The sequence below is a fragment of the Sphingobacterium kitahiroshimense genome, from assembly GCF_025961315.1.
GTDB lineage: Bacteria > Bacteroidota > Bacteroidia > Sphingobacteriales > Sphingobacteriaceae > Sphingobacterium > Sphingobacterium anhuiense.
Window position 1 is genome coordinate 118,154 of the sequence record NZ_JAOQNK010000001.1, and the last position, 26,699, is coordinate 144,852.

The window sequence follows — 26,699 nt, forward strand, 5'->3', positions numbered from 1 at the left end:
TATCAGTAGCACCTAAATCATTTATTAAAGATAAAATAAAATAGTTAGTGGTATCAAAACAATCGCTAGCCACCCAAGTATGTGTAAACACACCGTCAAAGCCTATCTAAATAAGATAAACAGCTAGATTGTAACTACATTTTACTGAGTAACTAATTTATCTTTTGCCTGAAGCCTATTTTTCAACTTATACCAAATGTACAATTCTGAAATTTGTACGCTTTGTTCGAAATCAGTCTCAATTTTTCGCCTTATTTTATGATAATCATTAAGATCATAGTCCGGGTGTGCAATTATACTAATATCATTGTAAAATGATTTTGACAGTTTTAAAAAAATATCATCCTTGATTGGAAGGTTTTCGTTCTTATAAATAAGTCTAAACTCACTTTCGTCTTTAAATGCAGAATGTTTTCTAAAACCGGTGTACTTAATCTTTTGAATATTTTTTTCATTATTGAAATCGTAATATGCTACTGATCCAAAAACAATGCTGGAAAGTTCAGGGTTTAATTTTTTTAACATAATCATGTTCGACATTAAATCTTTTAAACTTATCCTAATCAAAAATCCTTTTTGCTTATTGTTATGATCAGTGCCATATGATTTCCACATTAATTCATTTTCGATTTGATTTTGAGATATATACCAACATGAAATATGGTATTTCTGCTGTTCATTATTAATATTGACAGCTATTTCATCCAACTCGTTGATTGTTTTATTAATGTAATTTTGTAGATCTCCAATATCCATATGTGGATTGTGTTCTGGCAATAAACTAACAACATTCTTTCTTTTGCTAATCTCAACTAAATTGTTAAAATCTACACATTCTAATTGGTCAGAGAATTTATCAGCTCTAGTCATATAAATTCCCTTCGTTAAAAAGCTCTCCAATCTATTTAACGAAGGGAAATATCTGAATAAATAATACTTATCATAGTTCTCTTGTTTAATATCAAAGTTGTAACTATTAAATCCGAATTTATACCCCATTTTTAAAATTTATGATTTTGGTTAATCTAACTTGTTTCAAAGTATCTCTTAGTAATGTTGAGCAAAATACCTCTTCATCATCTATTTTTTCAACAACCCATTTTTTGCGTCGAGTCGGCTTTATAAAACACTTCGTCGTCAATTTTAAATTGTTCCATTATAAGTATTTATCGTTATAAGATCGAAATATCGCATGGTATATGACTTCAGTAGGGAAGTCATGAAAATACCCCAAAGGGTTAATATGTTGTAATCCCATGAAGTAGCTTATTATAACTAGATTATCTGATCTTTATTGAGTTCTTTTTTCTTTTTTTCTAATTTAATCAAAAGTTCTTCCATTATCTTTTTACTTTCTTCAGAAACAAATTTATAAATATGCTTAGTTCCTTGCTTTCTGTTTGTGTAAATGACATAATTCCTTAAACTACCTGTTTTAAATAACACTGTTATTCGATTAGCTTCAGCTTTTGATTTTACTTCATCTGGTAACTTTTCATGAATATCTGTAGGAGTAAATTCATCAGTAATCTTTAAATCCCTTAATATTTTCATTGTATGAAGAGGTAAATCAAGCTCTGTATCAATGATATTGCTTGAAGGACCATTCTCGGATCGAGCATCTATTATTGCAATTGTGCTTGCAGGTAACTTTTCTTTGGGATGAAGTTTAGTTCTAGGGTTTCCAAATTGATGATACTTCATGCCAAAAACTGATGAAATTTTATTAGCTCTTTTCAGACCTAATGTTGTCTGTAGAGAGATTATTTTTCTCACATCAGTAGCATTAGTATTAATCAATTTACCCAGATCAGCTTCTTCCAAATGATAAAAAGTCAAAGCCTCGACGATTCTGTCTGCAAATTCTTTATCGGGATTATAATTTTCTTTTGTCAAAATATACAATATATTTGTTTTCTATATTTTATTGATTATCTTTGTTTAAGCGATTAAAACACGAGGGTTAAATCCTTTGTGAACGATGTATCTCGATCTGTAAACGACTAAATTACCCCGAGAGAACCGTGATATCGCCCCGTGCTCAAAAAGTTTATTACATTTGTAATTCTTTATAAAGCATGTGGGTGATTTGCGTAAGCTCTAGAGGGTAGAGTCCATGTCTCGTGTAGATATAGACGACAGAGGTTAGTCACCTTCAGATCTAGAGTGCAATCACCCCTTGCTTTTTAAGAGGAAATTGACACTTCGAAAAGATGATCGTTCGACATAACCAAAAATAATTATGATGAAACGATTCAAAACCACCCACAGAACCACCACAAACCTGATCCAGGATCAGAGTCCACGGTTCATCAATTTCAGTGTAATAAAGAACATATCCTGTCCGCCAGAATAGGGCGTTTAGTAAAACATAAGTATAAATAGGATAGGGGATTTTGTTCCAAATCTAAAAGGCGCATTTTAGTAAAAGCATGGTGTAGCGACTATACTTAATATTAAAAATGACGTTCTAATAAGGTTAAAACTAGCTTGTTCCCATGCTATGATGGCTTATGTTACCGACTTTCATCTTGATATACAATTGCTTGCATAGGCTAAATTGGATCGGATTTTAACGTTTTGCAACTTAAAATTACACTTTTCTAGTCATAAAGCAAATTATTGTCATCAAGTTTTATTGATTTACATCAATAATGGAAAGTCGGTTCTTGTTCTTTAACCCCAATAATGCAATAATGAAGACCATTATATAACCAATTGACGACGACGTAAAATTGCATTTTCTTGATTTAATATTTTTTTAACTGGTTTCCTTACGGCGCGAGCCATATCCAAATAGTTCGGTTTTAAGGGAGCCAATTTAAACTAAAAAAAATGCAAAATACTTGCTACTGGGATAGCTATGCGCTAACCTTAAGAGAGGTAATGTCTTCTTATCTGCGTGAAAATCGTGTTCCTGTTATTAAAAAACGAACTATGATCACTCTTTTACCCGAACGATTCTTTAAAACTACGTTGTTACCAATTTCCGAAAGCTTCGCGCAATCGGCGATGAAGTATGTCATAAAGGAAAGACCGTCACAGCGTTATTACTCGCTTATGATCCGTCTGCTAGAGCCTTCGGATTCTTTCAGTATGGTTGTGCGCAATGACAATACCGATGTACTGCGGATCTCACTGATCAATATGACCGTGTATGAGATTTATCTCTTTGCTTTGGGACTGCCTGCTAATTTTCGTCTTAACCAAATATTGGTGCTAGGAGAACATAAAGAACGGTTTATACCATTAGAGAAAGGGGAGAGTATCTCTTCATATTGTTATGAACTGGCTGTACCTGCACGGACAGAAAGGGAAGAATACCGACAACGGATACTGAACGATCTCAACAAGCACTTTGGAATAGAAGTGAGCTTAGAAAGATTGACCATCGTAAAAGATAGTCGCAAGGTATTGAGCATAGTAGGAGAGTCTGTAGAGTTGATCTGGGAAGAACAGCTTATGATGATCATTAAAGCCAAAAGAACGGTAAAAGAAAACCAAGAATTAATCTTAGAAAAGTATTAGTAAAGTTTCACTACCTGTGATCTCCGCATGCTGCCGAGGGAAAAAGGCTAAATGATCAAGTCTCCCTCGGTAGTAAAAGGAGCAGTGAAGCTTTATGTCCAAAAAATTAAAATAATGAACATAATCATACAATATATAGTCAAGTTCTGGGATTATCTCCGGAAACTATTTAAGCCTGAAAGGGAAGGTGTGCTATTAAGCAAAAAGCAGACGGAATTATCTGAATATTCTATTGCTAAAGAAGCGCCAGAAAATAATATTGCGCATGCAACTAATGTTGATTTTATCAGCCAATATCCCTTCGATGAAAGTTCGACAAACGTTCGAGATAACCTTGGGACTGGTTCGGGACTGATTCGGAAATCATTCGGCAGTTCTTCGACTGCTGTTCGGCAAGTTCCCGAAGGCCAGTCGAAGCGCAGTCGAACAGCACCCGAACAAGACTCGAAGGAGTGTCGAACACGTCTCGAAGCGGAGTCGAACAAAAGTCGAACAGAAGTCGAACAAAAGGAACTCAAGCTAGAAACTTCTGATTTTTTCCTAACCAACTTAACACCAACTTCTAAATTTCTGCGACTGGGCTTCGACTTGGCATCGGGATTTCATCGGCTACAGTGCATGAAAAGTCGAAGGATAGTCGAGCAAAAGTCAAGTGGAAGCAGAAAAAGGGGGCAAGACAGGGAAAAGAAAGTTAGTAGCAATTTACTGGATGTGGCAAACAGTAAATTGAGGCATTGTCTGGGAGGTACCCGCTATATACCTGCTTTTAACTCGCTTCGGAACTTGTTTTACCTCCGGCCGTCGTTGCACCGTATGTGCACCGTACCTCTCCCGTCCCTGCACCAGGAAAAGGACGGTGCAACTACGGTGCAAGTGTGGTGCAGTTACAGGGAAAGCTGCTACAAGGGTAAAAGACGGTTAAAAGAAAGTCCGAACAAGATCCGAAGCAATTGCTTTGCTTTTTTAATGATTTTCATGAAGAATGTACTTGCTAAAATCGTTCTTGATGTACGGTCAGTGTACGGTTTATTCACGAATGCCCTACCGAAAAGGTACCAAAAAGGTACTGGGAATGTACTGGAGAGCTACCAAAGAGCTACTGAGGTTAATAGCTTAGCAGTGCTTGGACTGGCTTGTGCTAGGCAAATATGGAAGTTTAGTTTTCCATGTGTTGGCCAAGCGTCCGTAATGCGTATGCTAAGTACTGGTAATGCATGGATAGTGCGTAAAACGGTACCCATTTACGCACTACTGACGCACTATCAACGCTTTATCTATGCTTCATCCATACTTGATCCCTACATGGAAAGCGTATTATCTCAAATAAGAGGTTTTAAGCGATCCAATTTCTTTTGCCAAGCATCTAAGTGGTTAGGCATTAATAATCTATCTAATCGCTTAAAATGCTTTTCAAATCAAGTGCAAGGGGGTATAAGAGATGTTGTGAATGAGAGTTTTGTAAAGCTATCGCTAAAATCAACGTTTCCAGCGGTAATGATCTTACTGTTGATGCTGGCCTTCGGAACGGTAAGCGCACAAGGTCAGAATAAGCAAAATTATGTGTTGCAAGGAACGGTTATTTCTGCTGTAGATAAGAAGCCGTTGCAAGGAGTATCTGTGCGCGTAGAAGCCGAAGATATCAAGGTTTCTAGTAAAAAAGACGGTTCGTTCAGCACACCAGTAGCCCACCGAAAAGGTAAAGTCAAATTGACCTATGTCGGCTACAAGACAGTGGAGTTGGAATACACCTCCGGAGTGGTGTTGTCTGTGCAACTATCTGTGTTCGATAATCAACTTGATGAAGTGGAGGTGGTGTCGACCGGTTTTCAAAAAATCCCGAAAGAAAGAGCGACAGGGAGTTTTGAGTTTGTGGATAATAAGCTGTTTAACAGGAAGGTGTCGACAGACTTTGTGAGTAGGCTGGAGGATGTGGTGCCGAGTATATCTACGAATAAAACTTATACGCCTAGCCGAGGTAAATTATTGGGAATTAATATTAGAGGAACGAGTACAATGGACTGGAATGTATGGCCATTAGTTGTAATTGATGGAGTGCCCTATCAAAATAATTTTGATCATTTAAATGGTAGTTTTAATAATATCAACCCGAATGATATCGAGAATATCACCGTATTAAAGGATGCTGCAGCTTCATCAATTTGGGGAGCGCAATCTGGAAACGGTGTAATTGTGATCACGACCAAGCGAGGTAAATACAATCAACCCTTTCAACTTTCAGTGAATAGTAATGTGACCATTGCGCAGAAACCTGATCTCTATTACTATCCTCAGATGAATACATCAGATTATATCGATCTGGAAAAAGAACTGTTTGACAAAGGATATTGGAACAGTCGCATGAACCGATATAGTCAATACTTATCGCCAGTAATTCAGCTTTTAAAAAAAAATAAGGAAGGTGATTTGAATCAAATGGATTTGAACAAAGAGTTGGATGCTTTGCGGGGTATTGATATGCGAGATGATTTTCAGAAATACATCTACCGGGAGTCTGTCAATCAGCAATACAACGTGCAACTGCGGGGTGGTTCTGAAAAGATGAATACTTCTTTTTCTGTTGGATACGATAAGAATCTTGCGACTCTGGTGACTTCTTCCTATAACCGTTTAACAGTTAAAAACAACACACAAGTGCGACCGATAAAAAACCTGAGTTTTGATCTTGGAATCACGTACACAGAGTCGAAAAGAAAGGATGCACAGACGAATATGGTCGGATACAATGTGATGGGGAGGGGAAAAGGGAATTACCCATATTTAAAATTGGCCGATGAAAATGGGGTTCCCTTAGTTGCTGATGCAATTGGATTTAACCCAATATTCAGAGATACAGTAGCAGGTGGAAGATTGCTGGATTGGAAGTATAGACCATTAAAAGAGATTAATGATACCCATATACTGACCAATATCAGGGAAATATTTTTGAATTTAAAGGGGACGTATCAAATTACTCCAGATCTTAATGCATCTATCTTATATGCTTATCAAAGAGCTTCGCAACCAACTGAGAATTGGCAGGGGCTTGGTGCTGTACAATTAAGACAAACAATCAACTATCGAGCATCCTGGGATAAGGATAAAGTAATATGGAACCTTCCTGTTGGGGATTACTTGAATACACTGCACCGGAATAATGAAACGCATCAGTTACGTTATCAGATGGACTTTACAAAAGCATGGAGTGAACTTCATCATGTGTCTGCAATTGCCGGAGCAGAGGTTCGTCAAGTAAGTAGTGATATGATGTCCTCTGTCTTTTGGGGTTACGATCCCAATTTATTGATGCACCAACCTGTGCAAACGGGTAAGCAGGTTCCTGCAATAAATGGAATTGCCGGAGGTACTTTCTTGGATGACTATTCGCAATTGGCCGCTTATACAAATCGGTACACTTCTTATTTTGCAAATGCATCTTACACCTACAATAGCCGTTATATTGTCAGTGGTAGTGTCCGAAAAGATGCTTCAAATCTTTTTGGAGTAAAATCAAATGATCGAGGGCAACCTTTTTGGTCTCTTGGAGGTGCATGGGTGTTATCGAAAGAATCTTTTATCAATGACCAAATATTTCCACTACTGAAATTGCGCGCTACTTATGGGTATAACGGCAATGTGAATAACAGCACGGCTGCTTATCCGATTATCAGTATACAGACGAGTCCTGATTATATCACAGGTCAGCCATACGCGAGTATGCAGTCGCCACCTAATCCCTCTCTACGATGGGAGCGGGTGGGAATGCTCAATTTAGGTTTGGATTTTTCATTTAAAGATCGAATTACGGGATCTGTTGAATATTATATCAAACGTCCAAAAGATCTGATAGCAGGAGCAAAGATTGATCCGACGACGGGTTACAGTTCACTTAATGTGAATTCTGCAAATTTAGACGGTCGAGGTGTAGATATTTCATTGAATAGTGTGAATGTCAAGAGAGCTAATTTTAATTGGACTTCTAATTTAGTCTTCGCTTTTAATCGAACAAAAGTTGTTAAATCTTATCTCAGCAGTAATAGAGGAAAGGACTATATCGCAGGTCCCTATAATATGTTAATGACACCAATAGAAGGGATGCAACTTTATAGTTTGCTGACTTATAAATGGGCAGGACTAGATCCCGAGAACGGAATGCCTCGTGGTTATGTAAATGGTGAAGTTTCCGATGATTATGGAACTATTGTCAATCGGGGGACGATTGCAGATCTGGAAAATCATGGATCATTGCAACCGGTTTATTTTGGCTCGTTCCGGAATAATTTTTCGTATAAAAATTTCGAATTATCTTTTAATATTTCCTATCAATTAGGCCATAAATTTTTAAGGAATTCTTTTAATAACCGTTATTTTATCGACAACGGTATCGGGCATACCGATTATAGTTTACGCTGGCAGAAGCCTGGTGATGAGAAAATAACGAATGTTCCTGCATTTACTTATCCGAATAATTTATATGCCAGTGATCTTTATTATATATCCTCTCCACTGGTAGAGTCGGCCAGTCAGGTCAAATTACGGGATATCCAATTGAACTATGCATTTAATAGTTTAAAACGTGTAGGCTTAAAAAATGCCCGTTTGTATGCTTATATCCAAAATCCAGGCACGCTATGGCGAGCGAATAAATTGGGACTGGATCCTGAGTACGGTGATGCGATCCCTGATCTGATGTCAGTATCCTTGGGTATTAATTTTAACCTTTAATATGAAGATGATGAAAAGAATAAAACAATATATGTTCATGGTCATAGTTGGTTTTTTCGGTATTTCCTGTTCTAACTTTCTGGACCTGAAACCGGATCAGAAAATGGCTATTCCAGAGTCTTTAGAACATTGCGAACTGTTATTGAATGATTATACCGCAATGAATACCGGTTATCCTACGTTAGGAGAAATTGCAAATGATGATTATTTCCTGAAGACAGCGGATTGGTTGTCATTATCGGAATTTGAAGAAAAGCAAAGCTATATCTGGGCTGTCGATATGATCAATTTAAACAACCAATGGCAAAATTCCTATAAGGTCGTGTATCTCAGTAATCAGATCTTGGATGTTGTCCGTAAGCTGGATCCAAATCAGGATGCTCAAAAGCACAGTAACGTATTAGGTGCAGCTCATTTTTTTAGAGCTTTTGCCTTTCATCAAGTGGCTACTACCTTTACGTTACCTTACCGGGAAAGTACCGCTTCTCAAGAAATGGGTATCCCACTGCGATTGAAACCTGAGATGGACTATAAATCCGTACGAACTAGCTTAAAAGAAAGTTATGATCAGATCATTTCAGACTACAAAGTAGCCATTGCAAATCTTCCTATCTCTGTTGCACTGAAGGGTAGGCCTCAGAAAGCAACTGCTTATGCTGGCTTGGCCCGTGTATATTTGGAAATACAGGATTATGCCCAAGCTCATTTATACGCAGATTCATGTTTGCAATTGCAGCATGAGCTGTTGAATTATAAAGAGCTTGATCAGTCAGCAGGTTTCCCTATGGCACGTTTTAATAAAGAAGTACTTTTTCCTGCAATTGGATTGTATACACCAATATTGTCTCAGTATGTTGCTCATGTGGATTCAAATCTATATCTGGAATATGACCTCCATGATTACAGGAAAAAACTGTTCTTTCAGCCTAATGATTCCGATCTGGGTACTTATGGCTTTAAGGGTTCTTATGATAATTCGGATGCGCAGCCTTTTGTGGGCTTGACCACCAGCGAGGTGTATTTAATTCGTGCGGAATCAGCCGTCCGTACGGGTAAAGTCAACCAAGCTTTGTCAGATATCAATATGCTTTTGAAAAATCGGATTGATGCCAATTATTTTACAGCAATTGTAGAAAAAAATCCTGAAAGATTGCTTCGCATAATTTTAGGAGAGCGTCGAAAAGAATTGATATTTCGCGGTCAGCGCTGGTCTGACCTGAAGCGTTTGAATCAGGATGATCGCTTTAAAAAGACATTGGTACGTGTTATCGATGGAAAGGAGTATCGTTTAGAACCCAATAGTTTAAAATATGCACACTTGATACCAGAATTAGTGATTTCAGAGTCTGGTATGCCTCAAAATAAAAGATAATGAACAAGAAACTGATAATAATAGCAATCATGATTCTTTTGTGCCCAATAGTCTGGGCACAAAAACAAATCGACCGTAGTCAAGAACTGAAAATAGGGCAGGTGATGCCCGATATACCAATTCAGCCTGTTCTTAATTATAAACAGAGTTATATCGATATTAATTCGTTCCGTGATAAAGTAGTAATTCTGGATTTTTTTGATACTTTTTGTGTCAATTGCATTGCGGCTATGCCGAAATTACAGAAGCTCCAAAACGAATTGGGAGATAAGCTGCAAGTGATTTTGGTGACTTGGCAGGATCAAAAGACAATTGAGAAATTCTTTCAAACGAATAGTTTCTTGAAGGAAAACAAAGTTAGTTTATCAACGATATATTCAGCTGATCTATTGCGCAGTTATTTTCCGCATACAGGTGTGCCGCATACAGCATGGATCTACCGGAATAAAGTGCAAGCGGTAACCTATTCAGATTTTGTAATAAAGGATAATGTTGAAGCCTTATATAAGAACGGTGCTATCCAATTACCGCTAAAGTCGGATTTTAATGATGGTTTGAGTGTTGTTAAAAATGAAATGGAACAAAATCAGGTATTGGGTTCGCTCAAGATATCTGGATATGAAGATGGCGTAGAAACGACGGGGATTCAAATAGCTACCGATTCTATAACTGGTCTGCAAAAGACTACCTTTTATAATTTGGACATACTGGGAGCTTATACAGCTGCTTGGAGTAAAATTAAAAAGCCGACATTTTTACTAAAAAATGATCGAATCGTTTGGAACGTGAAAGATTCAAGTAAATATCAATATGTTAAAGGTGATGTTGGAAAGAATATGTGGTTACTTAAAAACGGTATCACTTATGAACGTATCGATCAGATAAGAAGATTGGATTCTGCACAAGCTAAAATCATGCTTCATGACCTCAATGCATTCTTTGGCTTAAACGTATACTGGACTAAAAAGGAATTACCTTGTTTAGTTATTAAACATCTAAAAAGTAAGCATAAAGATCCCATACGTTTGGAAAGTGAAGGTGGTGTAGAGGGGACTGATGTACTTGCTTTTATGATCGATTATCAGGGAAATTTTCCGCCAATTATAGATGAGGCTGGTGCTAAGATGAATATACAGATTGATGATTACTCCAGCTTAGAGAAGTTGAATCAACAGTTGAAACCTTATGATTTAGTAATTATAAAAGAAAAGCGACCCATAGAAGTGTTGCTTTTTGAAGAGATCAAATAAAACAGTTACGGGGTAGCCAATGGTTACCCCGTTCTAAATCTTTATATTTCGCTTCGGAACCCAGTTCCTAAGCATTTTTTTAAGTGGCTGAACCTATGCAGTCCGTAACTTCACATTAGTAGACGCTGTCCTATTATGTAATGCCGTGATCATTTCATCTTTCAATGCCGCTGATAGTACAGGAATATTTCCTGGACCTGGTGTTGCTTGCACTGCACAGATTTGATCAGTACCATCACAGCCTATAGGAGGCGTGCTTTCTAATTGATAGTCATTTGGATCGATAGGGCTGCCATTGGAGTCTAATGAGAACCAGGACATATCTATTTCCGTTATTATAACTAATTCATTTAGGTGTAATTGGCCCCAGCTCACTCTTAAGTGTGCTAGCAGTATTTGTGGCTTCGGGACATTGTTTCATTCGACCACACTGTTTTGTTTTATTCCGTACCCCCACCAATGGGGAAGTTCGTAAATCTACGTCCATGTGCATCTCGGACTGGACCAGCGCAACAACAGCTACCTATCAAAGAATGATGGCGATGCCCAATTCGGTCAGCCATCCTGCAGCATATCGCTGTGGTTGCATAGTATACACCTGCTAACCCTTTTCTGTATGGTGGTTTTCCAAATTGTCTTTTTCTATTTGTCTGCTCTTGCATGATCGTTTATTTTAATTTTTTCTTAGTTGATTCATGAGTCCCCTTAGTCTTCTGGAACTAAGGAGGCATGGTTGTTTTGCAATCTCTTTATTTCATCAATCTCTTATTTCAAAATTACAGCAGCTTTGTTTTTTCTCTTTGTGTTATAACTCAAACTTTCAATTTGCCTGATTTTTAATAATCTTGCTGTATCATTGCTTCAATAATCTATTTCAAAATTACAGCGGCTTTGCTTTTCCTCTTTGTGTTATAACTCAAACTTTTAATTTGCTAATGATCTTTATTGTGCCAATATTTTAAAGCAGCATAGTATTGCCGATGATCAGTATATCCTAAAAGGCTACACATCTGATCTACCGTTAATTTTCCTATGAGCTGCGGGATCTTGGCATATAGAAATACTAATCGTTCTTCCCGGTCTAATTTTGGAATACGGATGTATACTTTTATCGTATTGAGCGCCTGTTGTTTCAAAATATGGTTGAGATGATTCAGTTCGGGATATCGTCCTATTCCTTCCTGGAGGATTTCATTGTTGATTTCATAGACGGTGCTATCCGCTAAAAATCGAATAGCGACCTCCGCAGATGATCGACTGTAAAGATGTTTTGTGCCTTCAATATATTGATTGACAGTGCCGATACGCTCAATCTGGATTTTCATTTTTTTATTTAACAGTTCGTAAGAAAGCAAACCTTCAAGGAGAAAGGCTGAGGAATGTTTTATATCGTTTTCCCTGATGTAATACTCCTCTTTTTTGTAATGCTTGATCTTACCGTTTTGGGACAGAAAGTTTATTACTTCTTCGGGTAATGCAACATAGCCTGAAAAGTAATCTTGTAATCTTTGCATGATCAGTAAATTTATAGGGACAGTTGATCGCCTTTGAAAAATAGATTTTTATTCAAAGACGGTTGCCTGCCAACGTGTAGTATGTTAAAAATGGGTTAGTTATACTCATGGTCAATCAGTACTATAGAACCCGTTACCGACCGGATTTTTAGATCCGGTCGATGATAGGGCTATTCCAATCAGCTCAAAACAATCATTATTCGTAGTTTATTGGTTTTTTGGGAGATTAAAGGAAGGAATTGTGATCGGTACAATATTCCTTTAACGGGGCAACTACTGCAGATGATATCTGATCCAGATGGAAATGGGTAGGCGGATGGGGGCAGACTGCTCTTGATTTGATTGATCAGCTGTGTTAATGATCATATTTGGGTCGAGGACGACCATATCTTTGTAATGGTCTCCCGGAGGTTTAGCGTCTTTTTGAAATTGGATATACTGTCCCGATTCCCAGGTTTCAGCAATACCGTTTCCGGTCGTCAACTTAAATGCTGGTGTCATAGTGGCAATGTATGCTTGCTGGCTTGGGCTCATGTCGAAATAATCTAAAAGCAATTTTGCAAGATCCGTTCGTGCTAGATCAATGATGTCTTGACGTTGGACAATGTTCATTAGAAATAATTCCATATGAAATGAAGCAACGCCTGCATTGTCGAAATTTTTTTTCATTTTGGTTTTTAGGTTTTAATGAACCACAAATAAAAAAACAAATATTGTGCTCATCAAGGGCTTTTAAGGGGATATTTCCACAATATACACTATAGTGTATATTATTAAAAATGTTTATGTATGTGCTGTATGTGTAATAAAGTGGATACTTAACGTCTTATTGCTTCTAAATAGTTAATATTCACTACGTAATTCACTCTTAGTATTGTAATACGCAATAAATATGTTTAAATTTAATGTTTATTGTCGCCTGTATTATTTAAGCCTATAGCCAACCTTACTTTATCTTATGGAGTCTGCTCGATTTTTACGCAAATTTTTGTTTTACACTGTTGGTGTTCTGTTATGTACTTTGCTCATCAATCTGGGTAGTTCATGGCATGATCCCATGGCTCGATTGAAAAGTGTTCCTTTCCGCACAATCGTGCTCATGACTGTGCCACTTCTTTTCGTATACCTCATGTTGTTGTCCTGGTTCATTAATTTTTGGTATACTGACTTTAATAGTTTATACAAGCTACAAAGGAAGTGGCAGTTTATATTATTTGTACTGTTGGCAACAAGTGTAATTGTGGCCTTGCATATGATGGCACTACATGTGGCAATAGGTCTTAAGACTGGCAAGTCTATATTTTCTATGGCCTATTTTAGAGCTGACTTCTGGTTTTTCATTACACCGCTGCTTGGTTACTGCTGTTTATTGTTTGCTCGTCCACAAACATCACTTCTTCCGTTTCATAATACGAGAAAAGCCTTGCTGGATCATCATGCTTTGCTGCATGAACGGGCGGTTTTGGACAGTGCTTATCAAGAATTGCAACAGCACCACCATGAACTGTCCAGCGATCATAACAATCTGCTGCAACATCATGTGCATTTGAAACATATGCAGGAAAATAATGATGACCTGGTTAAGGATATGAAAGCTGAAAATATAGCTTTAAAAACGCAGTTAGATCTTCTGAGCGATCAGGAGGCTGAGAAGCCTACTAAAATGTTTCCATCGCTTCAGAAATATGAACTTGATGCGAATGGAAAATGGCCATTAGCGTGGACAGAGTCGAGGATCATGGATACATTGATGCATTTTATCTGGGACAGGCATCTGTCTCATGCTGTGCCGTCAGGAGGTGTGCGCCGGGTATATGAAGTGATGCTCATACTCAAATTTCAAAAATATAATCTTGGTGTTTACGTTTCTGGTGAAAAATGGGTTTTAGAAGATGAGGAAGCCGCGATACTGTTTCGTAATCCCTGGATGGTGACGGTGAATGCAGATGTTACCTTAAATATGTTGTATTGTAATGGAAAATTCTTACCTGGTGTGGCTGGGGTCGGTAAATTCAATATATTGATCGATGATCTCTGTCAAAATGTTTTGGACGAAAGGGTGAAGCATCATAAATTGAAGAAACTATTACTGTCTAGACATTTTAGAGACAGCTTCAAAAATTTTTGGAAACCTGATTGTTTACTTAAAATGGATGCAGCACGATTGTACGATACATTTGGCAAAAATAAGTAGGCGATAAATTTATCTTTAACAGTAAGGTATTGGGCTTTCAGGTTGTGCAACCGTTAACTGGAACCCCATAGATTCGGTACCGGACATTAACAGTCATTTTTTATGTTAAGTTTTATTGAACGAATCTGCCAACAGCTGGAGATCATTACCCAATTGTTGGAAAAATCTGTGCAACAGTATGAAGCATCTCTCTCGAGAGGCGATCTTCCCGATGCGGAAACCGACCTTTCACATCTGTCTGATTTACTGGATATCAATCAGGTGATCGATCTGTTGAAGATTTCGGAGGCGACCTATTACCGTTGGGTGAAACAGGGGGAGTTGATACCGCGAAGAAAAGGGAAGCGACACTATTACTGTCTATCTGATCTGGACAGACAAATGAAAGAAGGTAGGAGAAGAGGAAGAATTTAGTGATTTTAGTATAAAAGTCATGCGATCAAAAGAAAGCATGACTTTTTTTATATTTAAATTTGATAACTTGTTCTTTTAAAACATAATCGGTAATTTAAAATGACCAATTGTCGTACAACAGGAGCCTGGAGGGGATTGATGCGTGCTTAAGATGATCAAAATTAATAGGAGTGAACATTGTCTTATTTAAAAATAAAAGATGTCTAAAGAAAATTTAAATAGCCCATTTAAAATTATAATCTCGAATGGAATCACCTATAGAGAGGATGATCCAAAGACCCCATATTCTGGAGCTTTCAACTGGACCGCTGTTGATGGCTCTGCTATAACATCAGTTTATGAAGATGGTTTTCTTGTCACTCAGTTGATTACGGACAATGGTCTGGCTAGAAGTAAAACGCTATTTAGAAAAGATCGCAGCCAAGAGATAACGATCTACGATGATAATGGAGATATTTACATTAGAAATCAAATCGTGGACGGGAAATTGGACGGCATGACAGAGATTTACACAGATGGAGTATTATTGATAACTACAGAATTTAAAAAAGGAAGAAAAAATGGGGAGTGCATTGTATACCATGCTGATGGGTCTATTAATAAGCGGGAGTATTATCTCAATGATGTTAAACAAGATTAGAAACATAAGATGAATTCTAGCTCTGTTCAATATGTAGGAATTAATGAAAACTATTTATTTCTTGTACTTTCTTGAGAAAAACTCATTAGAGAAGTAATGGGAAAATTAGGAAGCCATAATATGAAAATAAAGCCCATTACAGATCTAATTTAGAAAAGTATCCATACTGAAAAAAATACATGAGCATAGTAAAAATACCGAAAAAATTACGAGATATTTTGGACACTTTACGAAGTGGACAAATTGAAATTGGTCTAGAGCAGTTAGAGCAAATAAAAGGCTTTGAACCTCAGAAAGCTATAGTTCATGCGGAGATAAATTACTTCAACAGCAATTACGAAATCGCGATGACAAACGATGAAAGTGGTTTGCCATTTAATGACCAATGGTATGCTGGAAACGTTTTAAGTGAGCACTTTTCTGCATACACGAATACGGCTTTAATTACGGGAAGTATTTCAAGAGCAGAGACTTTTTACAGCAATTTCTTAATTGAAAAAGAAAAATTAAATTTACCTGAACATCAGATACGCACTTATAGGTTTCAAATTGAACGTCATTTATCTAAACTAAAGGGAGAAAACATCTTGAGTATTTGGGATAAACCGATTAAAATTATAAATGACGGTAAATCAACTGAGGAATTTATTGCACAACTGAAGCAGTATCGTCCAAAATTGACATTTGATAGTGAAAAAGGAGCGGAATACCTGCTTCACTTTATGTTAGAGTCAGGAAATACGGACGAAAGTCTAGCCTATTATGAAAAGTTTGCTGCTAAAATTTTCCTAGATAATATCCACATAAATGCCGCAAGACTTTTTTATCTGACAGGGCAGATCGAAAAAGCAAGACAAGCTTTACTAACGTTTGCAAAAAATTGGTATCCTGTTGAGCACATCCAAATTACCCCAATGGTGTTGTTCGATTATGATGACTTGTTACCGGTTTTGACAAAAGAGTTTAACCAAGAGATTTTAAGTCTTCCAAAAGGAAAACAATAAAGCAATTTAGGGAGTGACAGCTGTTGTGAAAAAAGAAAACATCTCCATTGTCACTGACAATCAGATGCTAAGTTGTACAACAATTCGTCTGCCGGGTAGTGGCGTATATAATATCAAAGAGCACGAATGGAGACAAATACCTTACGAATTGTAAACGATGACCCTCAAATATAAATTGGTCATAGATTGCCAGCGATAAAACTTGTAATTTACGGGAGTTCTTAGTATTGCTAAATGAATATAATCATGATGAGAAAATATCTTTGTATAATGCTTCTTTTTATCGCTGCAGCGAATGGTCTGCGTGCGCAAACGGTGACCAGTAAATTGCTCCCAACCAAATTAAAGGCAAGTTTTGAACGTGTAAAAGATGCTATCCCTGATATGCCCGGCTGGTACATTGATCAGGATATGGAGGTTAAAGCCCTGGCGCATACAGATACTACTGCTACCTTTGAAATCCAGGAGAAAGGTTTAAGTACTGAAATACTTGTTGACAACGAAAAAGAGTATAATAAGCTGGTCGCAGCGGCAGCAAAAGACGTTTCCAAACCAAGTATTTATATGCTCTATAATTACAAGTTAAAAGGCAAAAAAACGCAGTTTGTGCCGATAAAAAAAAGCTTTTTATTTTTTGAATACGGGTTTATCTGGACACTGACCGTAAAAAAAATAGCAGAAAACGAAACTGAGCTTTCATTTGCATATAAATCGCTGGCTCCCACATTTGCCAATAAAATAGAAAGCGAATTTAAAAGCGATACCTATTATAGCAACAAAATTTTAAAAATCTCGGTCGATGATAAGCGCATGCGTGAACGGATCAACGATATTTTGATCAACAAAATGCATGTCGACAGGGATTATCCGGCGCCATCTTATCCAATGCGTAATTAGGTTTTATACTTTGTGCCAAGCTGTAATCATTGAAATGTGATCATGTTCAAATATTTCTACGGTGTAACTACCATATAGCCATCTTTTAAATCAGCTCCAGTAAACCAGATTGGTCTTAGGAAATCCTCTTTTGTGATAGGGGTAGTCAGATAATGACGAAGGATTTCAAAGGGGTCTCCGTCCTGAAGGTCTACTTGCTTTGTATCCGAAATTTGGAAATGAATGGTTGAATTTGCCAAGATTGCCTCGTCCTGCTCGGTTACTGCTCTTTTATAATATTTTTTTTCTATCAATGCTTTTATCGTTTCATAGTCCGCATCAGACTCAATGAAAATTGATGCGGCTCTTCCAAAGGAGATTCCATCAACATACATATAGTCCTGTGGGTCACGACCTTTCATAGCAACATGTGCTCTTGCTTTGGCATAATCAGGCATACAATCTAAACTATAGATAAGATTGGTGAATTTTGCAGCATAAATCGGTTTGGAATTTTTAGCTTTTGGGTTGACGGCAAGCATTATTTCTGGATTTATCTTTTGACCAAAAAATGCCCCTAACTTTTCATACGATGCTACTTTTCGGGTATGGGGTGACGATTCGCTGACTATTGTTGAGAGGTCATTGCCCTCAATATCTTTCAGTATAAATTTGATCATCGCAGATTTGCTCGGAACTATGAGCGTGACATCTGTTGTTTGTAAATAGTCTACAGGCGGGAGGTTTGCAGCTTCGACAAATTCATAATTATCTGCATTGAGCGAACTGATCTTCATAATTGCACCCAGGTATAGTTTCTCAATATTTTTATTGGTGAAAATCCTGTCTCTGTCATCGTCGACTTCTTGTGCTATGACATTTAAACAAAATAGGTGCAATAATATGATGAGTATTTTTACTTTCATGACTTTACATTTTCGGGTACATAAATAACCTTGATTTTTAACCAGATCGTTTTCATTTCGGCTCTACTTTTATCACTCAATATTTCATTTATCGACGATGGATTATAAAGCTGACCCGAGCGGAGGGCATTGGAATTCTCACTTTTTAATTGACTGTTATAGAGTGCGATATTTAATGAGATCTCATTTTTGTCATTCTTGGTAGCAAAGTGTTTCCAATCCTTGTCTTGATCCTGATAAATAAACAAATCTTCTTTTTCCCATTTTATTTTATACGACTCCTTATAGCCACCAGCTTTGGAAATAAACAATGAATCCTTTTTGAGGGTCATGGCCTGAGGTCTGAAATATTTTGGACGGTTCTTGAAGTTCTTATCTTGATCACTTTGTGCAAATGAAGATAGCAACTCATTATTTTGATAAAGGCCAAATTCCAATAGGCTCTCCGTGCTGTAAACATATGTCTGATCCTTGATCGGGTCTGGACCTTTCTCAGGTTCTGGCTGAGGTATTACTTTTGGTTCTTCGGGCGTTGTTTTTGTACAGGATTGGAATACGATAGCTCCTAGGAAAAATATAAGGATATATCGAATATTGATAGCGGGAATCTTCATTTCATTAAACTTATAAAGTTAAAAGCTCTATTTTTGCTTACATCATATTTGGTTTTCTTTATAAATGTAGTGATTGTAAAATAGATTAACAAAATTAAATTCTCTTTGTTGGGAATATTTTATTTTGCTATAAGTCTATAGAAAACCAGTTTTATGATGACCCGCTCCCTATGGCAGTCTTTGTGACCGGAAATGAAATGCCCCAAAAAGCTGTTCCAAGAATCAGAAGCGGTATAAACAGATTTTTACTTTTCATATTAAAAGATGACTACAGCATTTTTTTCATCATGATATCAGTTTGCTCATCGTCACCTAGAACAAATATGTGTTTGTCAAACTCTATAAAACCATTTTTTTTGTAGAAGCTTATCGCTCTCGGGTTCTCTTCCCAAACACCTAACCATACATATTCAGATTTTCTTTCCAATGCGATCTGTAGTGCTTTTTCGTAAAGAATCTGACCGATTTTTTTTCCGTGATAATCCTGCAGCACGTAAATCCTTTCTATTTCCAAGCTTTCGTGATGCTGCTCTTCAGTTTGAGATTCTCCAACATTTAGTTTTAAGTATCCTATTACTTCCTGGTTATCTAAAGCAAAATAAAACTCTGAATACGGATTGGTCAGTTCTTCTGTCAACTTATCTACTGAAAAACCTTCTTCAAGATATTTTTTCATATTTTCTTCCGAATTGCTTTCGGAAAATGTTTCGAAAAACGTTTGTTTTCCAATTTTTTGTAAATCTTTTATATCACTTAAAGTGACCTTTTTTATATTGATTTTTTCCATGTTTTTTATTTTGAAATGTTCCATTCATAGTTTAACCATTCTGTATTCTCATTTGCACCCAGCCGTTCGTAGAATTTTTTTCCAGATTCGTTCCAAGGTGCTACGGTCCATTTTATTTGTGCACAGTTGTTATGCTCAGCTTCGATACGTAATGCGTTCATTAACTGTTCTCCGATTTTTTGACCTCTGTAATTGGTATCCACAAATAGTTCTTTTAAATAGATCGACGGTCTGTTCTGTGCCGTATACGGAAGAAAGTAATATACCAGCATACCTACGAGTGAATCCCCATCTACAGCAACGATAGCGTAAAAGTCAGGAGGACTTTTTTTAAAGCCACTTTCTAAAACGATATCTGGTGTAATAGCAAAAGATTCGATGTAACTTTCAAAGACTGCCAATTCTTTCATCAGAAGCCACAGCTTTTCACTGTCGGCAGCAACTGCCTTGCGTATTTTTATTTCTGGATGGTTTACATTCATATTTTTAATGTTGAATTGAAGTTTTTTTGTATTTGAATTGATCTATGGGATAATTCGTATATCATGATTCTAAATACAATAGATGTGATTTTAAGCTTAGTTATTATCTAATTTTAAATATACCTTATCCTCTTTCTAAGTGTAAAAGTATCAAATGTATTAATGCAAAAAAATGCTATTTTACTATTATTTAATGCGTTTTTTGCATAAGTAACAATATGGTGAGTTGTATAGTGGTGCATTAAAAGTGATTCCGCGGATGTTATGGATAATGTTGCTAAGTATCTTAAAGTCTCAAAATGGAAAGTTCGGAAGTATTCCAACCTGTTATTCGGAAAGTCAATTCATAAATATGTAAGGAAGCCATGTATCATGGACTTCAATAGATGTAGGTCTTGATATTTCAAATATCTCTGTTAATCTTACCTTTCAAACTACTGATTCTAATGGAGGTAAAGCAAATTGGAAGGCAACAACATAAAAATGGTTATCTTGTTAGTATGAAAAAGCTTATTTTTATTCCATTTATAATTTTAATATTATTCTCTTGCCAGAATAGTAATAGAACAGTAGAAAATAAAAAAGTAACGAAAACTAAGGAGGAAGAGCCCTATTTTAGACCTGATTATCATTATGCGCAGCAGACACCTGATAGTCTACGAACTCCAGAACAAAATGCTTTGCTAAAAAAGCTTTCAATTGTGCTTTATGAAAATCTTGCTGTAAAAGACAACAAAATGGTGTTCAACTTAAATGAAAAAGAATTTGTAGCTAAAGGAATTCCTGTTGAATATTATGAATTAATCCAAAAAGATTTGATCAATAATAATAAATTTTTCAAAGAAAACAATTATACAAACGTGGATTCAATTTTAAGAGAATCTAACAAACAGATCAAAGATTCACTGGGGTTATAGCAGTTTAATAAGACATATGGACGGTACTTTAAAAAAACGTTTACAATCATGTAAAAGGTTTTTTAATGATAAAGTTTTCACGGATGATATTCACATAAATGCTGCAAGACTTTTTTATTTGAGTAATCTTACCATATTTTTCACATCTAAACCGGTTGATTATTTACCATTGCCCTTATGCTTTTGGAGGAGATATTGGTATAAATTATCTACGTCTTCCTTCAAAAAAAGCCCAGTTCCTTCTGCCATTGTGGTCGCTGTACCACAAGCAATGCCCATACGCAATATTTCTTCCGCATTTCCCTCATTTACCATAACAGAAACCATACCTGCGACCATACTATCTCCTGCTCCGACCGTACTACGGATCTTCACAAGCGGAGCAGCTTTTTGTATCTTTCCTTTTTCAGAATACAGTACAGCACCTTTAGCACCTAAAGAAACAACAATTATTTCCGCTTTACCGTTTTGTATCAAATTTTTGGCGGCTTCATCCATTGTGGTTTCGGTCAATTCGCTTTTTCCTGAAAGAGCTGCTAACTCTCCAATATTAGGCTTCACGAGAAAAACACCCTCGTTCACAGCTATTTCCAATGCTTTACCAGAGGTGTCTACAATGACTTTGCTGTTTTTGTGCTTACATATCTGAATAATGTCCTTTATAAAGTCCGGTTTAACTTGTTCAGGTAAGCTGCCGCTTATAATTGTTATTTCGGGAAAAGTACTTATGCTTTCAATAGTTCTTAAAATATTGATTTGTTCTTCCTCAGATATAGGTTGCCCCGGAAAACCGAACCTGAATTGTTGATTATTTAAAGTATCTACAACAATAAAGTTTTCTCTTGTTTCATTTCCAACCGGCAAAGGCAAAATATCAAGTTCTTCCTTTTGCAAAAGCTCTTCAAGAAGTTTCCCTGTCCTGCCTCCCGATGTAAGAATTGTAGTTGATGCTATCCCTAATCTTTTTAATGCCCGTGATACATTAATACCTCCGCCACCGGGTTCATATTTTGGAGCTTCACAACGCAGTTTCTTTTCGGGTACAAGCCCTTTAACCGTACTGCTTTTATCAATGCAGGGGTTTAATGTTATGGTTAGGACTGATTTTGACATTTTGTTTATATTTAGCTGTTGGCGAATCATAAAGTTGCCACGGGGATTTTTAACATCGCCATTTAATAGAAATACCTACTCAAATATAGTTAAAAAGTTTAATAGATTTCCTTCAGCCCCTCTTTTGGCAATACCTTTTTAGCGGTCATGCTTTCGGTTTTTAGTGTTTTATTTTGCCAAACGGCTGTTGTGCATTCGCCCATATTTCAGGTCGCTTATAAAACAAATTGTTGATAAATCTGGAACGATCAATGATTGGTAATTTACCATAAAATAAAAACGTGGCCTTCTGAAAATCACGCATCTCTAAAAACTTATTTTTTGCCATTTGACAAATAATTATATTTTTGTTGATCCAAATTGGATTATTCATGATTTAAATCACGAATCCAGCAACAAAGGTAGAATTGAAAATTTTCAAGATGATGAATATGAAGAAAATGCTAGGTATGGTGATACTTTTGCTGGTTACACAGCTGAGTTTTGCGCAATATTTTAAACTAACAGCCAACGGTTTTGTATCCAACGACAATAAAGATTTTGCTGTCGTAGATGTTCCTAACGTAAAACAGGCGGATTTGTACAAGAATGTACTCAATGCCATAAATTCGCTGTACAGCAATCCTCAAAAAGGTCTCAGTGTCCTGGAAGGTGAAAGTATTACACTGACAGCATATGAAGAAAAAGCCATACCTGTGAGACATAGCAGTGGTGGTTTTGGAAAAACGAATTATAAATATGACCTGTCGTATACCTTGTCCTTTCTTTTTAAAGATGGCAAGATTCGGGTCAACAGTCCTACTTTTGAACTTAAAAGATGGTACGAAGGAACTTTCAGAGCTGGAAGAGGCTATGGCAATAGTGGCTGGACGACGCTAAATCTTGTTAAAGGCAAGAACGATCGAGTGGCGATTTATGACCAAAATGGCAAATTGATTTTAGAAGATGCTACCAATGGACTGAATACTCATCTTAATGCAATCGTAAAACAGATTATTGATAAATCGAATACAATCAGTAATTGGTAATAAGTGTTTAAAATAGGTTTTCGTTAGGATAAGTTATGGCAGAAAAATGGATTCATTCCATGAACGGAGTTCCTTGGACAAACGTTAAAATGAATGATGCAATTCAAATATTGCGACCTAATGCTTCTGTAACATTTGCTTTTGGAGCGGAAGAATTATCAGTATTAAAAGAACTAAATGAAATCGTTTTTAAGGTAAGACCAGATTTAATACTTCATGTTTGGAGTGTTGCTGATAATCGCATCATAACAAATGAAGAATTGTCATTATTGACAAAAATGGGTAATGTCAAAAAGCTTTATTTCAATGGTTTTAATAATACTTCTTTACAAGAAGTTGCAGAAATGGTGCAACTGACAAGTTTACGACTTGAACCTAAAAAAAAGCTTGATCTTTCCTTTATTGAAAAATTAAATCATCTGACCAATATTAGTTTGACAGGAAAATTTATGGCGTTAGAGCCTTTGTCAAGTTGTAATAAATTGACTAATCTGCATTTATCTACTACAATTAATTCGTTTAGTTTTTTCAAAACTTTGAACAATATTAGGCATTTGAGTATTGATAATTGTATAACGTCAAGTGATTTTAACCAAATTAATAAGGAGACCCTGATCAACCTGAGCATTACTTCGATAAAAATGTTAGAAAATGTTGATTTTTTGGCAGACTTTCACAACTTACAGTCTTTAAGACTTGGTGCTACAAGAGTAGAGACCTTACCAAGCTTAGCTAAACTCACAAAGTTGAAAAAATTGGAATTTGATTGTATGAAAGTTTGGGAGAATCCCGAAATTCTGCAAACCTTGCCCATGTTAGAAGAGTTATTACTGAAAGAAATTAACACGAAACTAAAAGCAGAGCAATTTTATTTTTTAACAGCAATGGATACTTTGACATCACTTGACTATAGGTTTATGGACTTCAATAAAAGTAGAATTGAAAAGCTAAATAATTGGTTTAAAGAAAAAAGTAAGGAATATATCCTAAAAAATAATAATACGTAATAAGTTGGTTATTAGTGGTTATGTGATGCAGTACTTAGCCCTTGAATTTGAGATCCTTGTCAGATGCATTGAAGCTTTTTAATTGCAGCAAGCTCACCAGAGAATGCTCATCTTAATACGCTCTTAAAACAGATTATTGATAAATCGAATACGATCAGTAATTGGTAATGTATATTTTTGTTAGTTTTTAATAGACTACTTAAGATCTTTCTAATTTCCCTATTAACAGATGGAAATAAAAATTTAATAAGCCATCTTGACTATGAGATGGCTTATTTTTTATCGGATTACAGTTTTATAAAACAAACAACTCGTTTTTTAAAGCAAACAGCACCAGTCCGGTTCTTGATTTTATTTCAAATTTTTGAAACAGATTTTGTCTGTAATTATCAATCGTATGGGGGCTTAAATTCATTTGATCAGCTATTTCTTTATAGGTATCTTCTGAACAGCAAAGCTGTAAAAATTTAATTTCATTCGCACTCAAATCCGCTAAAATATTTTGACCGGATTTGTTGTCCTGAATATTTCTTAATAATCTCCCAGAAACAAGATCGTTAAGGAAATAGCCATGGTCGTTAATTGTTTTTATCGCCGCTACAACCTCACTTGTTTTAGATTCTTTAAGCAAATATCCTCCTGCGCCGTTTTTAAGCATTTTGATAATTGATTTATCTTCATCAAACATGCTTAAAGCGAGCACTTTGATTTGAGGATAGTTTGCCTTCAGCCAGCTTGTTGATTCGTAACCATCCATGACAGGCATGTTGATATCCATCAAAATAACTTCTGGAATTGGATTGCATACAATTTTATCTTTCATCTCTTTACCGTTGGAGGCATTAAAAACAATCTGGATCTCTTTAAATTCAGAAAGCAGGCTGATCATGCCCTGACGGAAGAGGGTATGGTCGTCAATAATTGCGATTGATATGATTTTATCGGCAGTCATAATAAAATAGATAAGATATTAATAAGGTATAGTAATAACGATTTTGGTACCTGATCCAGGTTTGGAACTAAATAGGGCATTTCCGTTAATCATTGCTGCTCTTTTCTGGATGTTCTGCAAACCCATGCCTTCATATTGTTGATTTACTTCAAAGCCAATACCATTGTCTGCTAGGGATAACGTTAAAACGTTGTTCGATAATTCTAAACTAATGGTAATTTGTGTGGCTTGGGCGTGCTTGAGGATATTATTTAGAATTTCCTGAAAAAGCCGGAAGATAATGGTTTCCTTTTCAGGTTGCGCTTTTAGGTCTTTTGCGTTGTTGAGATAGGTTATTGTAAAAAGCTCTGATTTTTCCAGCCATTCCAACTCAAATGCAATAGCCCCTGTCAATCCGCGGCTTAACAATTCTTCACCATGTAATAATCGCGAAATTGACCTAATGGCTTTTATGGATCTTTTCGTTAATTCCTCGGCAGTACTGATTTTCTCGGCAGCCTTTTCTCTATTTTCTAGATCAATAGAGCTTAACGTAATGACAGTTAAGCCCAAAATTTGACCGATATTGTCGTGTAAATCGTAAGCTATGGTTTTTAAAGTTTGTTCCTGAACTTCTATTTGAGATTTTAGAAGTTCGTTTTCGAACGCGCTTTTCAAGTTTCTTTTTTCTTCCGCATGTTTATTCTTCCGCTCGTTGTAAAGCCTGATATAAGCAATCAGAAATAACGGGATCGTTAAGAAAATAACCGTTATTATACTGATTAAGACGAGGATTTCCTTTGATGATATCTGCATATAAAAGCGTATGACCAGCAACAGTATAAAGTTATATTAAGTACGTTGAAAATAATATACCGAATAGAGTGCTGAAATTGTGATAATTGATCCCTGATCAGGTAGTCAAAGAAGATATTAAGTGCCGTGCTGCCAAAATAGAAAATAAGCGTTCCGTTTACCCACCAAAAAGGTGCATAGGAGTCTAATTTTTCATACTTTTCATCCCGTAATAATAGATAGTAATAGTATAAACTTGCCAGTACAAATACAAAGGAAATAGCAGCTGCAGTTTTAAAAGCAAAATTAGAAAATTGATTGCTGAAGAGTTCTGCGCTGTAAAGGATGATGAAAAGAGATAACCAGGTCATAAGCCATTTACTTCTGTCCGTATATTTTTTAAATAAGTTGTATAAGAAGACACTAATGCTGAAACACTCTATTATTAGAAAAATGTTGTAGAGGGGTAGATTGGACATTTCCCATACTTTGCGCATATGGATTGCGAAAATCTCGGTAAGACATATGAGTACTAAATACAAAATAAAGAACCTCCATATTGGTTCTTTGTCGTTATACAGACAA

The 26,699-nt window shown here is 36.3% G+C and carries 26 protein-coding genes; 12 read left to right on the forward strand and 14 right to left on the reverse strand.

Annotated features, from left to right (window positions below; genetic code table 11):
- Positions 1-141: 141 nt before the first annotated feature.
- Together M2265_RS00525 and M2265_RS00530 are read right to left on the reverse strand one after the other, a co-directional pair.
- Entirely contained in the window at positions 142-999 is an 858-nt protein-coding gene (locus M2265_RS00525) for a DUF2971 domain-containing protein (protein WP_132768686.1), read from the reverse strand.
- A gap of 276 nt (positions 1,000-1,275) precedes the next feature.
- Positions 1,276-1,896, reverse strand: coding sequence for a hypothetical protein (locus M2265_RS00530; RefSeq protein ID WP_132768684.1), 621 nt, complete (start codon positions 1,894-1,896; stop codon positions 1,276-1,278).
- Between the two features lie 939 nt (positions 1,897-2,835).
- Between M2265_RS00530 and M2265_RS00535 the strand changes: the two genes are divergently transcribed.
- From M2265_RS00535 to M2265_RS00550, 4 genes are all read left to right on the forward strand, one after another.
- Complete coding sequence (locus tag M2265_RS00535) at positions 2,836-3,528, forward strand: hypothetical protein (RefSeq protein ID WP_132768682.1); 693 nt, start codon at positions 2,836-2,838, stop codon at positions 3,526-3,528.
- A 114-nt stretch (positions 3,529-3,642) separates the two neighbouring features.
- The gene (locus tag M2265_RS00540; RefSeq protein ID WP_132768680.1) at positions 3,643-8,250 is read left to right on the forward strand and encodes a SusC/RagA family TonB-linked outer membrane protein; all 4,608 of its coding nucleotides are present in this window, start codon (positions 3,643-3,645) and stop codon (positions 8,248-8,250) included.
- A gap of 7 nt (positions 8,251-8,257) precedes the next feature.
- Positions 8,258-9,622 carry a RagB/SusD family nutrient uptake outer membrane protein gene (locus tag M2265_RS00545; protein ID WP_165905843.1) on the forward strand — a complete coding sequence of 455 codons (1,365 nt, stop codon included), beginning with the start codon at positions 8,258-8,260 and terminating at the stop codon, positions 9,620-9,622.
- Positions 9,622-10,872 carry a TlpA family protein disulfide reductase gene (locus M2265_RS00550; protein WP_132768676.1) on the forward strand — a complete coding sequence of 417 codons (1,251 nt, stop codon included), beginning with the start codon at positions 9,622-9,624 and terminating at the stop codon, positions 10,870-10,872. Before M2265_RS00545 ends, M2265_RS00550 begins: the two co-directional genes overlap by 1 nt.
- 93 nt (positions 10,873-10,965) lie before the next feature.
- Here M2265_RS00550 and M2265_RS00555 read toward each other — a convergent pair whose 3' ends face one another.
- The 4 genes from M2265_RS00555 to M2265_RS00570 all read right to left on the reverse strand — a co-directional run bounded on the left by M2265_RS00555 (position 10,966) and on the right by M2265_RS00570 (position 13,055).
- Complete coding sequence (locus tag M2265_RS00555) at positions 10,966-11,193, reverse strand: hypothetical protein (RefSeq protein WP_132768674.1); 228 nt, start codon at positions 11,191-11,193, stop codon at positions 10,966-10,968.
- A 119-nt stretch (positions 11,194-11,312) separates the two neighbouring features.
- Entirely contained in the window at positions 11,313-11,534 is a 222-nt protein-coding gene (locus tag M2265_RS00560) for a hypothetical protein (RefSeq protein WP_132768672.1), read from the reverse strand.
- A gap of 270 nt (positions 11,535-11,804) precedes the next feature.
- Positions 11,805-12,386, reverse strand: a complete 582-nt coding sequence (locus tag M2265_RS00565; protein WP_132768670.1) for a hypothetical protein — start codon at positions 12,384-12,386, stop codon at positions 11,805-11,807.
- 273 nt (positions 12,387-12,659) lie between these two features.
- Positions 12,660-13,055: a hypothetical protein gene (locus tag M2265_RS00570; protein ID WP_132768668.1), complete on the reverse strand. Its 396-nt coding sequence runs from the start codon at positions 13,053-13,055 to the stop codon at positions 12,660-12,662.
- Positions 13,056-13,344: 289 nt separating this feature from the next.
- On the opposite strand from M2265_RS00570, the gene M2265_RS00575 reads away from it, so the two are divergent.
- The 5 genes from M2265_RS00575 (at position 13,345) to M2265_RS00595 (ending at position 17,535) form a co-directional block, all read left to right on the forward strand.
- The gene (locus tag M2265_RS00575) at positions 13,345-14,580 is read left to right on the forward strand and encodes a hypothetical protein (protein ID WP_132768666.1); all 1,236 of its coding nucleotides are present in this window, start codon (positions 13,345-13,347) and stop codon (positions 14,578-14,580) included.
- A gap of 102 nt (positions 14,581-14,682) precedes the next feature.
- Positions 14,683-14,994: a helix-turn-helix domain-containing protein gene (locus tag M2265_RS00580; RefSeq protein WP_132768664.1), complete on the forward strand. Its 312-nt coding sequence runs from the start codon at positions 14,683-14,685 to the stop codon at positions 14,992-14,994.
- Between the two features lie 199 nt (positions 14,995-15,193).
- Entirely contained in the window at positions 15,194-15,634 is a 441-nt protein-coding gene (locus M2265_RS00585; RefSeq protein WP_021191375.1) for a toxin-antitoxin system YwqK family antitoxin, read from the forward strand.
- A 179-nt stretch (positions 15,635-15,813) separates the two neighbouring features.
- The gene (locus tag M2265_RS00590; RefSeq protein WP_132768662.1) at positions 15,814-16,638 is read left to right on the forward strand and encodes a hypothetical protein; all 825 of its coding nucleotides are present in this window, start codon (positions 15,814-15,816) and stop codon (positions 16,636-16,638) included.
- Between the two features lie 246 nt (positions 16,639-16,884).
- Positions 16,885-17,535, forward strand: a complete 651-nt coding sequence (locus M2265_RS00595) for a transcriptional regulator (protein ID WP_132768660.1) — start codon at positions 16,885-16,887, stop codon at positions 17,533-17,535.
- Positions 17,536-17,591: 56 nt separating this feature from the next.
- Here the strand turns inward: M2265_RS00595 and M2265_RS00600 are convergent, their stop codons facing one another.
- From M2265_RS00600 to M2265_RS00615, 4 genes are all read right to left on the reverse strand, one after another.
- Complete coding sequence (locus M2265_RS00600; protein ID WP_132768658.1) at positions 17,592-18,440, reverse strand: hypothetical protein; 849 nt, start codon at positions 18,438-18,440, stop codon at positions 17,592-17,594.
- Positions 18,437-19,054: a hypothetical protein gene (locus M2265_RS00605; RefSeq protein WP_132768656.1), complete on the reverse strand. Its 618-nt coding sequence runs from the start codon at positions 19,052-19,054 to the stop codon at positions 18,437-18,439. The genes M2265_RS00600 and M2265_RS00605 overlap by 4 nt, the downstream gene beginning before the upstream one ends.
- 268 nt (positions 19,055-19,322) lie before the next feature.
- Positions 19,323-19,841, reverse strand: a complete 519-nt coding sequence (locus M2265_RS00610; protein WP_132768654.1) for a GNAT family N-acetyltransferase — start codon at positions 19,839-19,841, stop codon at positions 19,323-19,325.
- Between the two features lie 5 nt (positions 19,842-19,846).
- A complete protein-coding gene (locus M2265_RS00615; protein WP_132768652.1) occupies positions 19,847-20,323 on the reverse strand; it encodes a GNAT family N-acetyltransferase in 477 nt (158 codons plus the stop codon).
- 446 nt (positions 20,324-20,769) lie between these two features.
- On the opposite strand from M2265_RS00615, the gene M2265_RS00620 reads away from it, so the two are divergent.
- Positions 20,770-21,240, forward strand: coding sequence for a hypothetical protein (locus tag M2265_RS00620; RefSeq protein WP_132768650.1), 471 nt, complete (start codon positions 20,770-20,772; stop codon positions 21,238-21,240).
- A 159-nt stretch (positions 21,241-21,399) separates the two neighbouring features.
- Here the strand turns inward: M2265_RS00620 and M2265_RS00625 are convergent, their stop codons facing one another.
- Together M2265_RS00625 and M2265_RS00630 are read right to left on the reverse strand one after the other, a co-directional pair.
- Complete coding sequence (locus M2265_RS00625) at positions 21,400-22,353, reverse strand: 1-phosphofructokinase family hexose kinase (RefSeq protein WP_132768648.1); 954 nt, start codon at positions 22,351-22,353, stop codon at positions 21,400-21,402.
- A gap of 160 nt (positions 22,354-22,513) precedes the next feature.
- On the reverse strand, positions 22,514-22,681 hold the full coding sequence (locus tag M2265_RS00630; RefSeq protein WP_165905842.1) for a hypothetical protein: 168 nt from the start codon (positions 22,679-22,681) through the stop codon (positions 22,514-22,516).
- Positions 22,682-22,784: 103 nt separating this feature from the next.
- Here M2265_RS00630 and M2265_RS00635 point away from each other — a divergent pair, with 103 nt between their 5' ends.
- A complete protein-coding gene (locus M2265_RS00635) occupies positions 22,785-23,381 on the forward strand; it encodes a DUF4468 domain-containing protein (protein ID WP_165905841.1) in 597 nt (198 codons plus the stop codon).
- Positions 23,382-23,416: 35 nt separating this feature from the next.
- Complete coding sequence (locus M2265_RS00640; protein ID WP_132768644.1) at positions 23,417-24,388, forward strand: hypothetical protein; 972 nt, start codon at positions 23,417-23,419, stop codon at positions 24,386-24,388.
- A 295-nt stretch (positions 24,389-24,683) separates the two neighbouring features.
- Here the strand turns inward: M2265_RS00640 and M2265_RS00645 are convergent, their stop codons facing one another.
- Together M2265_RS00645 and M2265_RS00650 are read right to left on the reverse strand one after the other, a co-directional pair.
- Positions 24,684-25,340 carry a response regulator transcription factor gene (locus tag M2265_RS00645; RefSeq protein WP_132768642.1) on the reverse strand — a complete coding sequence of 219 codons (657 nt, stop codon included), beginning with the start codon at positions 25,338-25,340 and terminating at the stop codon, positions 24,684-24,686.
- 18 nt (positions 25,341-25,358) lie between these two features.
- A complete protein-coding gene (locus M2265_RS00650; protein ID WP_132768640.1) occupies positions 25,359-26,135 on the reverse strand; it encodes a sensor histidine kinase in 777 nt (258 codons plus the stop codon).
- Positions 26,136-26,699: the final 564 nt, after the last annotated feature.

Bases quoted from the DNA above. Each gene is read 5' to 3' on its own strand.
- M2265_RS00525 (WP_132768686.1), bottom strand. From the start codon at position 999: ATGGGGTATAAATTCGGATTTAATAGTTACAACTTTGATATTAAACAA.
- M2265_RS00535 (WP_132768682.1), top strand. From the start codon at position 2,836: ATGCAAAATACTTGCTACTGGGATAGCTATGCGCTAACCTTAAGAGAG.
- M2265_RS00540 (WP_132768680.1), top strand. From the start codon at position 3,643: ATGAACATAATCATACAATATATAGTCAAGTTCTGGGATTATCTCCGG.
- M2265_RS00545 (WP_165905843.1), top strand. From the start codon at position 8,258: ATGATGAAAAGAATAAAACAATATATGTTCATGGTCATAGTTGGTTTT.
- M2265_RS00550 (WP_132768676.1), top strand. From the start codon at position 9,622: ATGAACAAGAAACTGATAATAATAGCAATCATGATTCTTTTGTGCCCA.
- M2265_RS00555 (WP_132768674.1), bottom strand. From the start codon at position 11,193: ATGTCCTGGTTCTCATTAGACTCCAATGGCAGCCCTATCGATCCAAAT.
- M2265_RS00560 (WP_132768672.1), bottom strand. From the start codon at position 11,534: ATGCAAGAGCAGACAAATAGAAAAAGACAATTTGGAAAACCACCATAC.
- M2265_RS00565 (WP_132768670.1), bottom strand. From the start codon at position 12,386: ATGCAAAGATTACAAGATTACTTTTCAGGCTATGTTGCATTACCCGAA.
- M2265_RS00570 (WP_132768668.1), bottom strand. From the start codon at position 13,055: ATGAAAAAAAATTTCGACAATGCAGGCGTTGCTTCATTTCATATGGAA.
- M2265_RS00575 (WP_132768666.1), top strand. From the start codon at position 13,345: ATGGAGTCTGCTCGATTTTTACGCAAATTTTTGTTTTACACTGTTGGT.
- M2265_RS00580 (WP_132768664.1), top strand. From the start codon at position 14,683: ATGTTAAGTTTTATTGAACGAATCTGCCAACAGCTGGAGATCATTACC.
- M2265_RS00585 (WP_021191375.1), top strand. From the start codon at position 15,194: ATGTCTAAAGAAAATTTAAATAGCCCATTTAAAATTATAATCTCGAAT.
- M2265_RS00590 (WP_132768662.1), top strand. From the start codon at position 15,814: ATGAGCATAGTAAAAATACCGAAAAAATTACGAGATATTTTGGACACT.
- M2265_RS00595 (WP_132768660.1), top strand. From the start codon at position 16,885: ATGATGAGAAAATATCTTTGTATAATGCTTCTTTTTATCGCTGCAGCG.
- M2265_RS00600 (WP_132768658.1), bottom strand. From the start codon at position 18,440: ATGAAAGTAAAAATACTCATCATATTATTGCACCTATTTTGTTTAAAT.
- M2265_RS00605 (WP_132768656.1), bottom strand. From the start codon at position 19,054: ATGAAGATTCCCGCTATCAATATTCGATATATCCTTATATTTTTCCTA.
- M2265_RS00610 (WP_132768654.1), bottom strand. From the start codon at position 19,841: ATGGAAAAAATCAATATAAAAAAGGTCACTTTAAGTGATATAAAAGAT.
- M2265_RS00615 (WP_132768652.1), bottom strand. From the start codon at position 20,323: ATGAATGTAAACCATCCAGAAATAAAAATACGCAAGGCAGTTGCTGCC.
- M2265_RS00620 (WP_132768650.1), top strand. From the start codon at position 20,770: ATGGAGGTAAAGCAAATTGGAAGGCAACAACATAAAAATGGTTATCTT.
- M2265_RS00625 (WP_132768648.1), bottom strand. From the start codon at position 22,353: ATGTCAAAATCAGTCCTAACCATAACATTAAACCCCTGCATTGATAAA.
- M2265_RS00630 (WP_165905842.1), bottom strand. From the start codon at position 22,681: ATGGCAAAAAATAAGTTTTTAGAGATGCGTGATTTTCAGAAGGCCACG.
- M2265_RS00635 (WP_165905841.1), top strand. From the start codon at position 22,785: ATGAAGAAAATGCTAGGTATGGTGATACTTTTGCTGGTTACACAGCTG.
- M2265_RS00640 (WP_132768644.1), top strand. From the start codon at position 23,417: ATGGCAGAAAAATGGATTCATTCCATGAACGGAGTTCCTTGGACAAAC.
- M2265_RS00645 (WP_132768642.1), bottom strand. From the start codon at position 25,340: ATGACTGCCGATAAAATCATATCAATCGCAATTATTGACGACCATACC.
- M2265_RS00650 (WP_132768640.1), bottom strand. From the start codon at position 26,135: ATGCAGATATCATCAAAGGAAATCCTCGTCTTAATCAGTATAATAACG.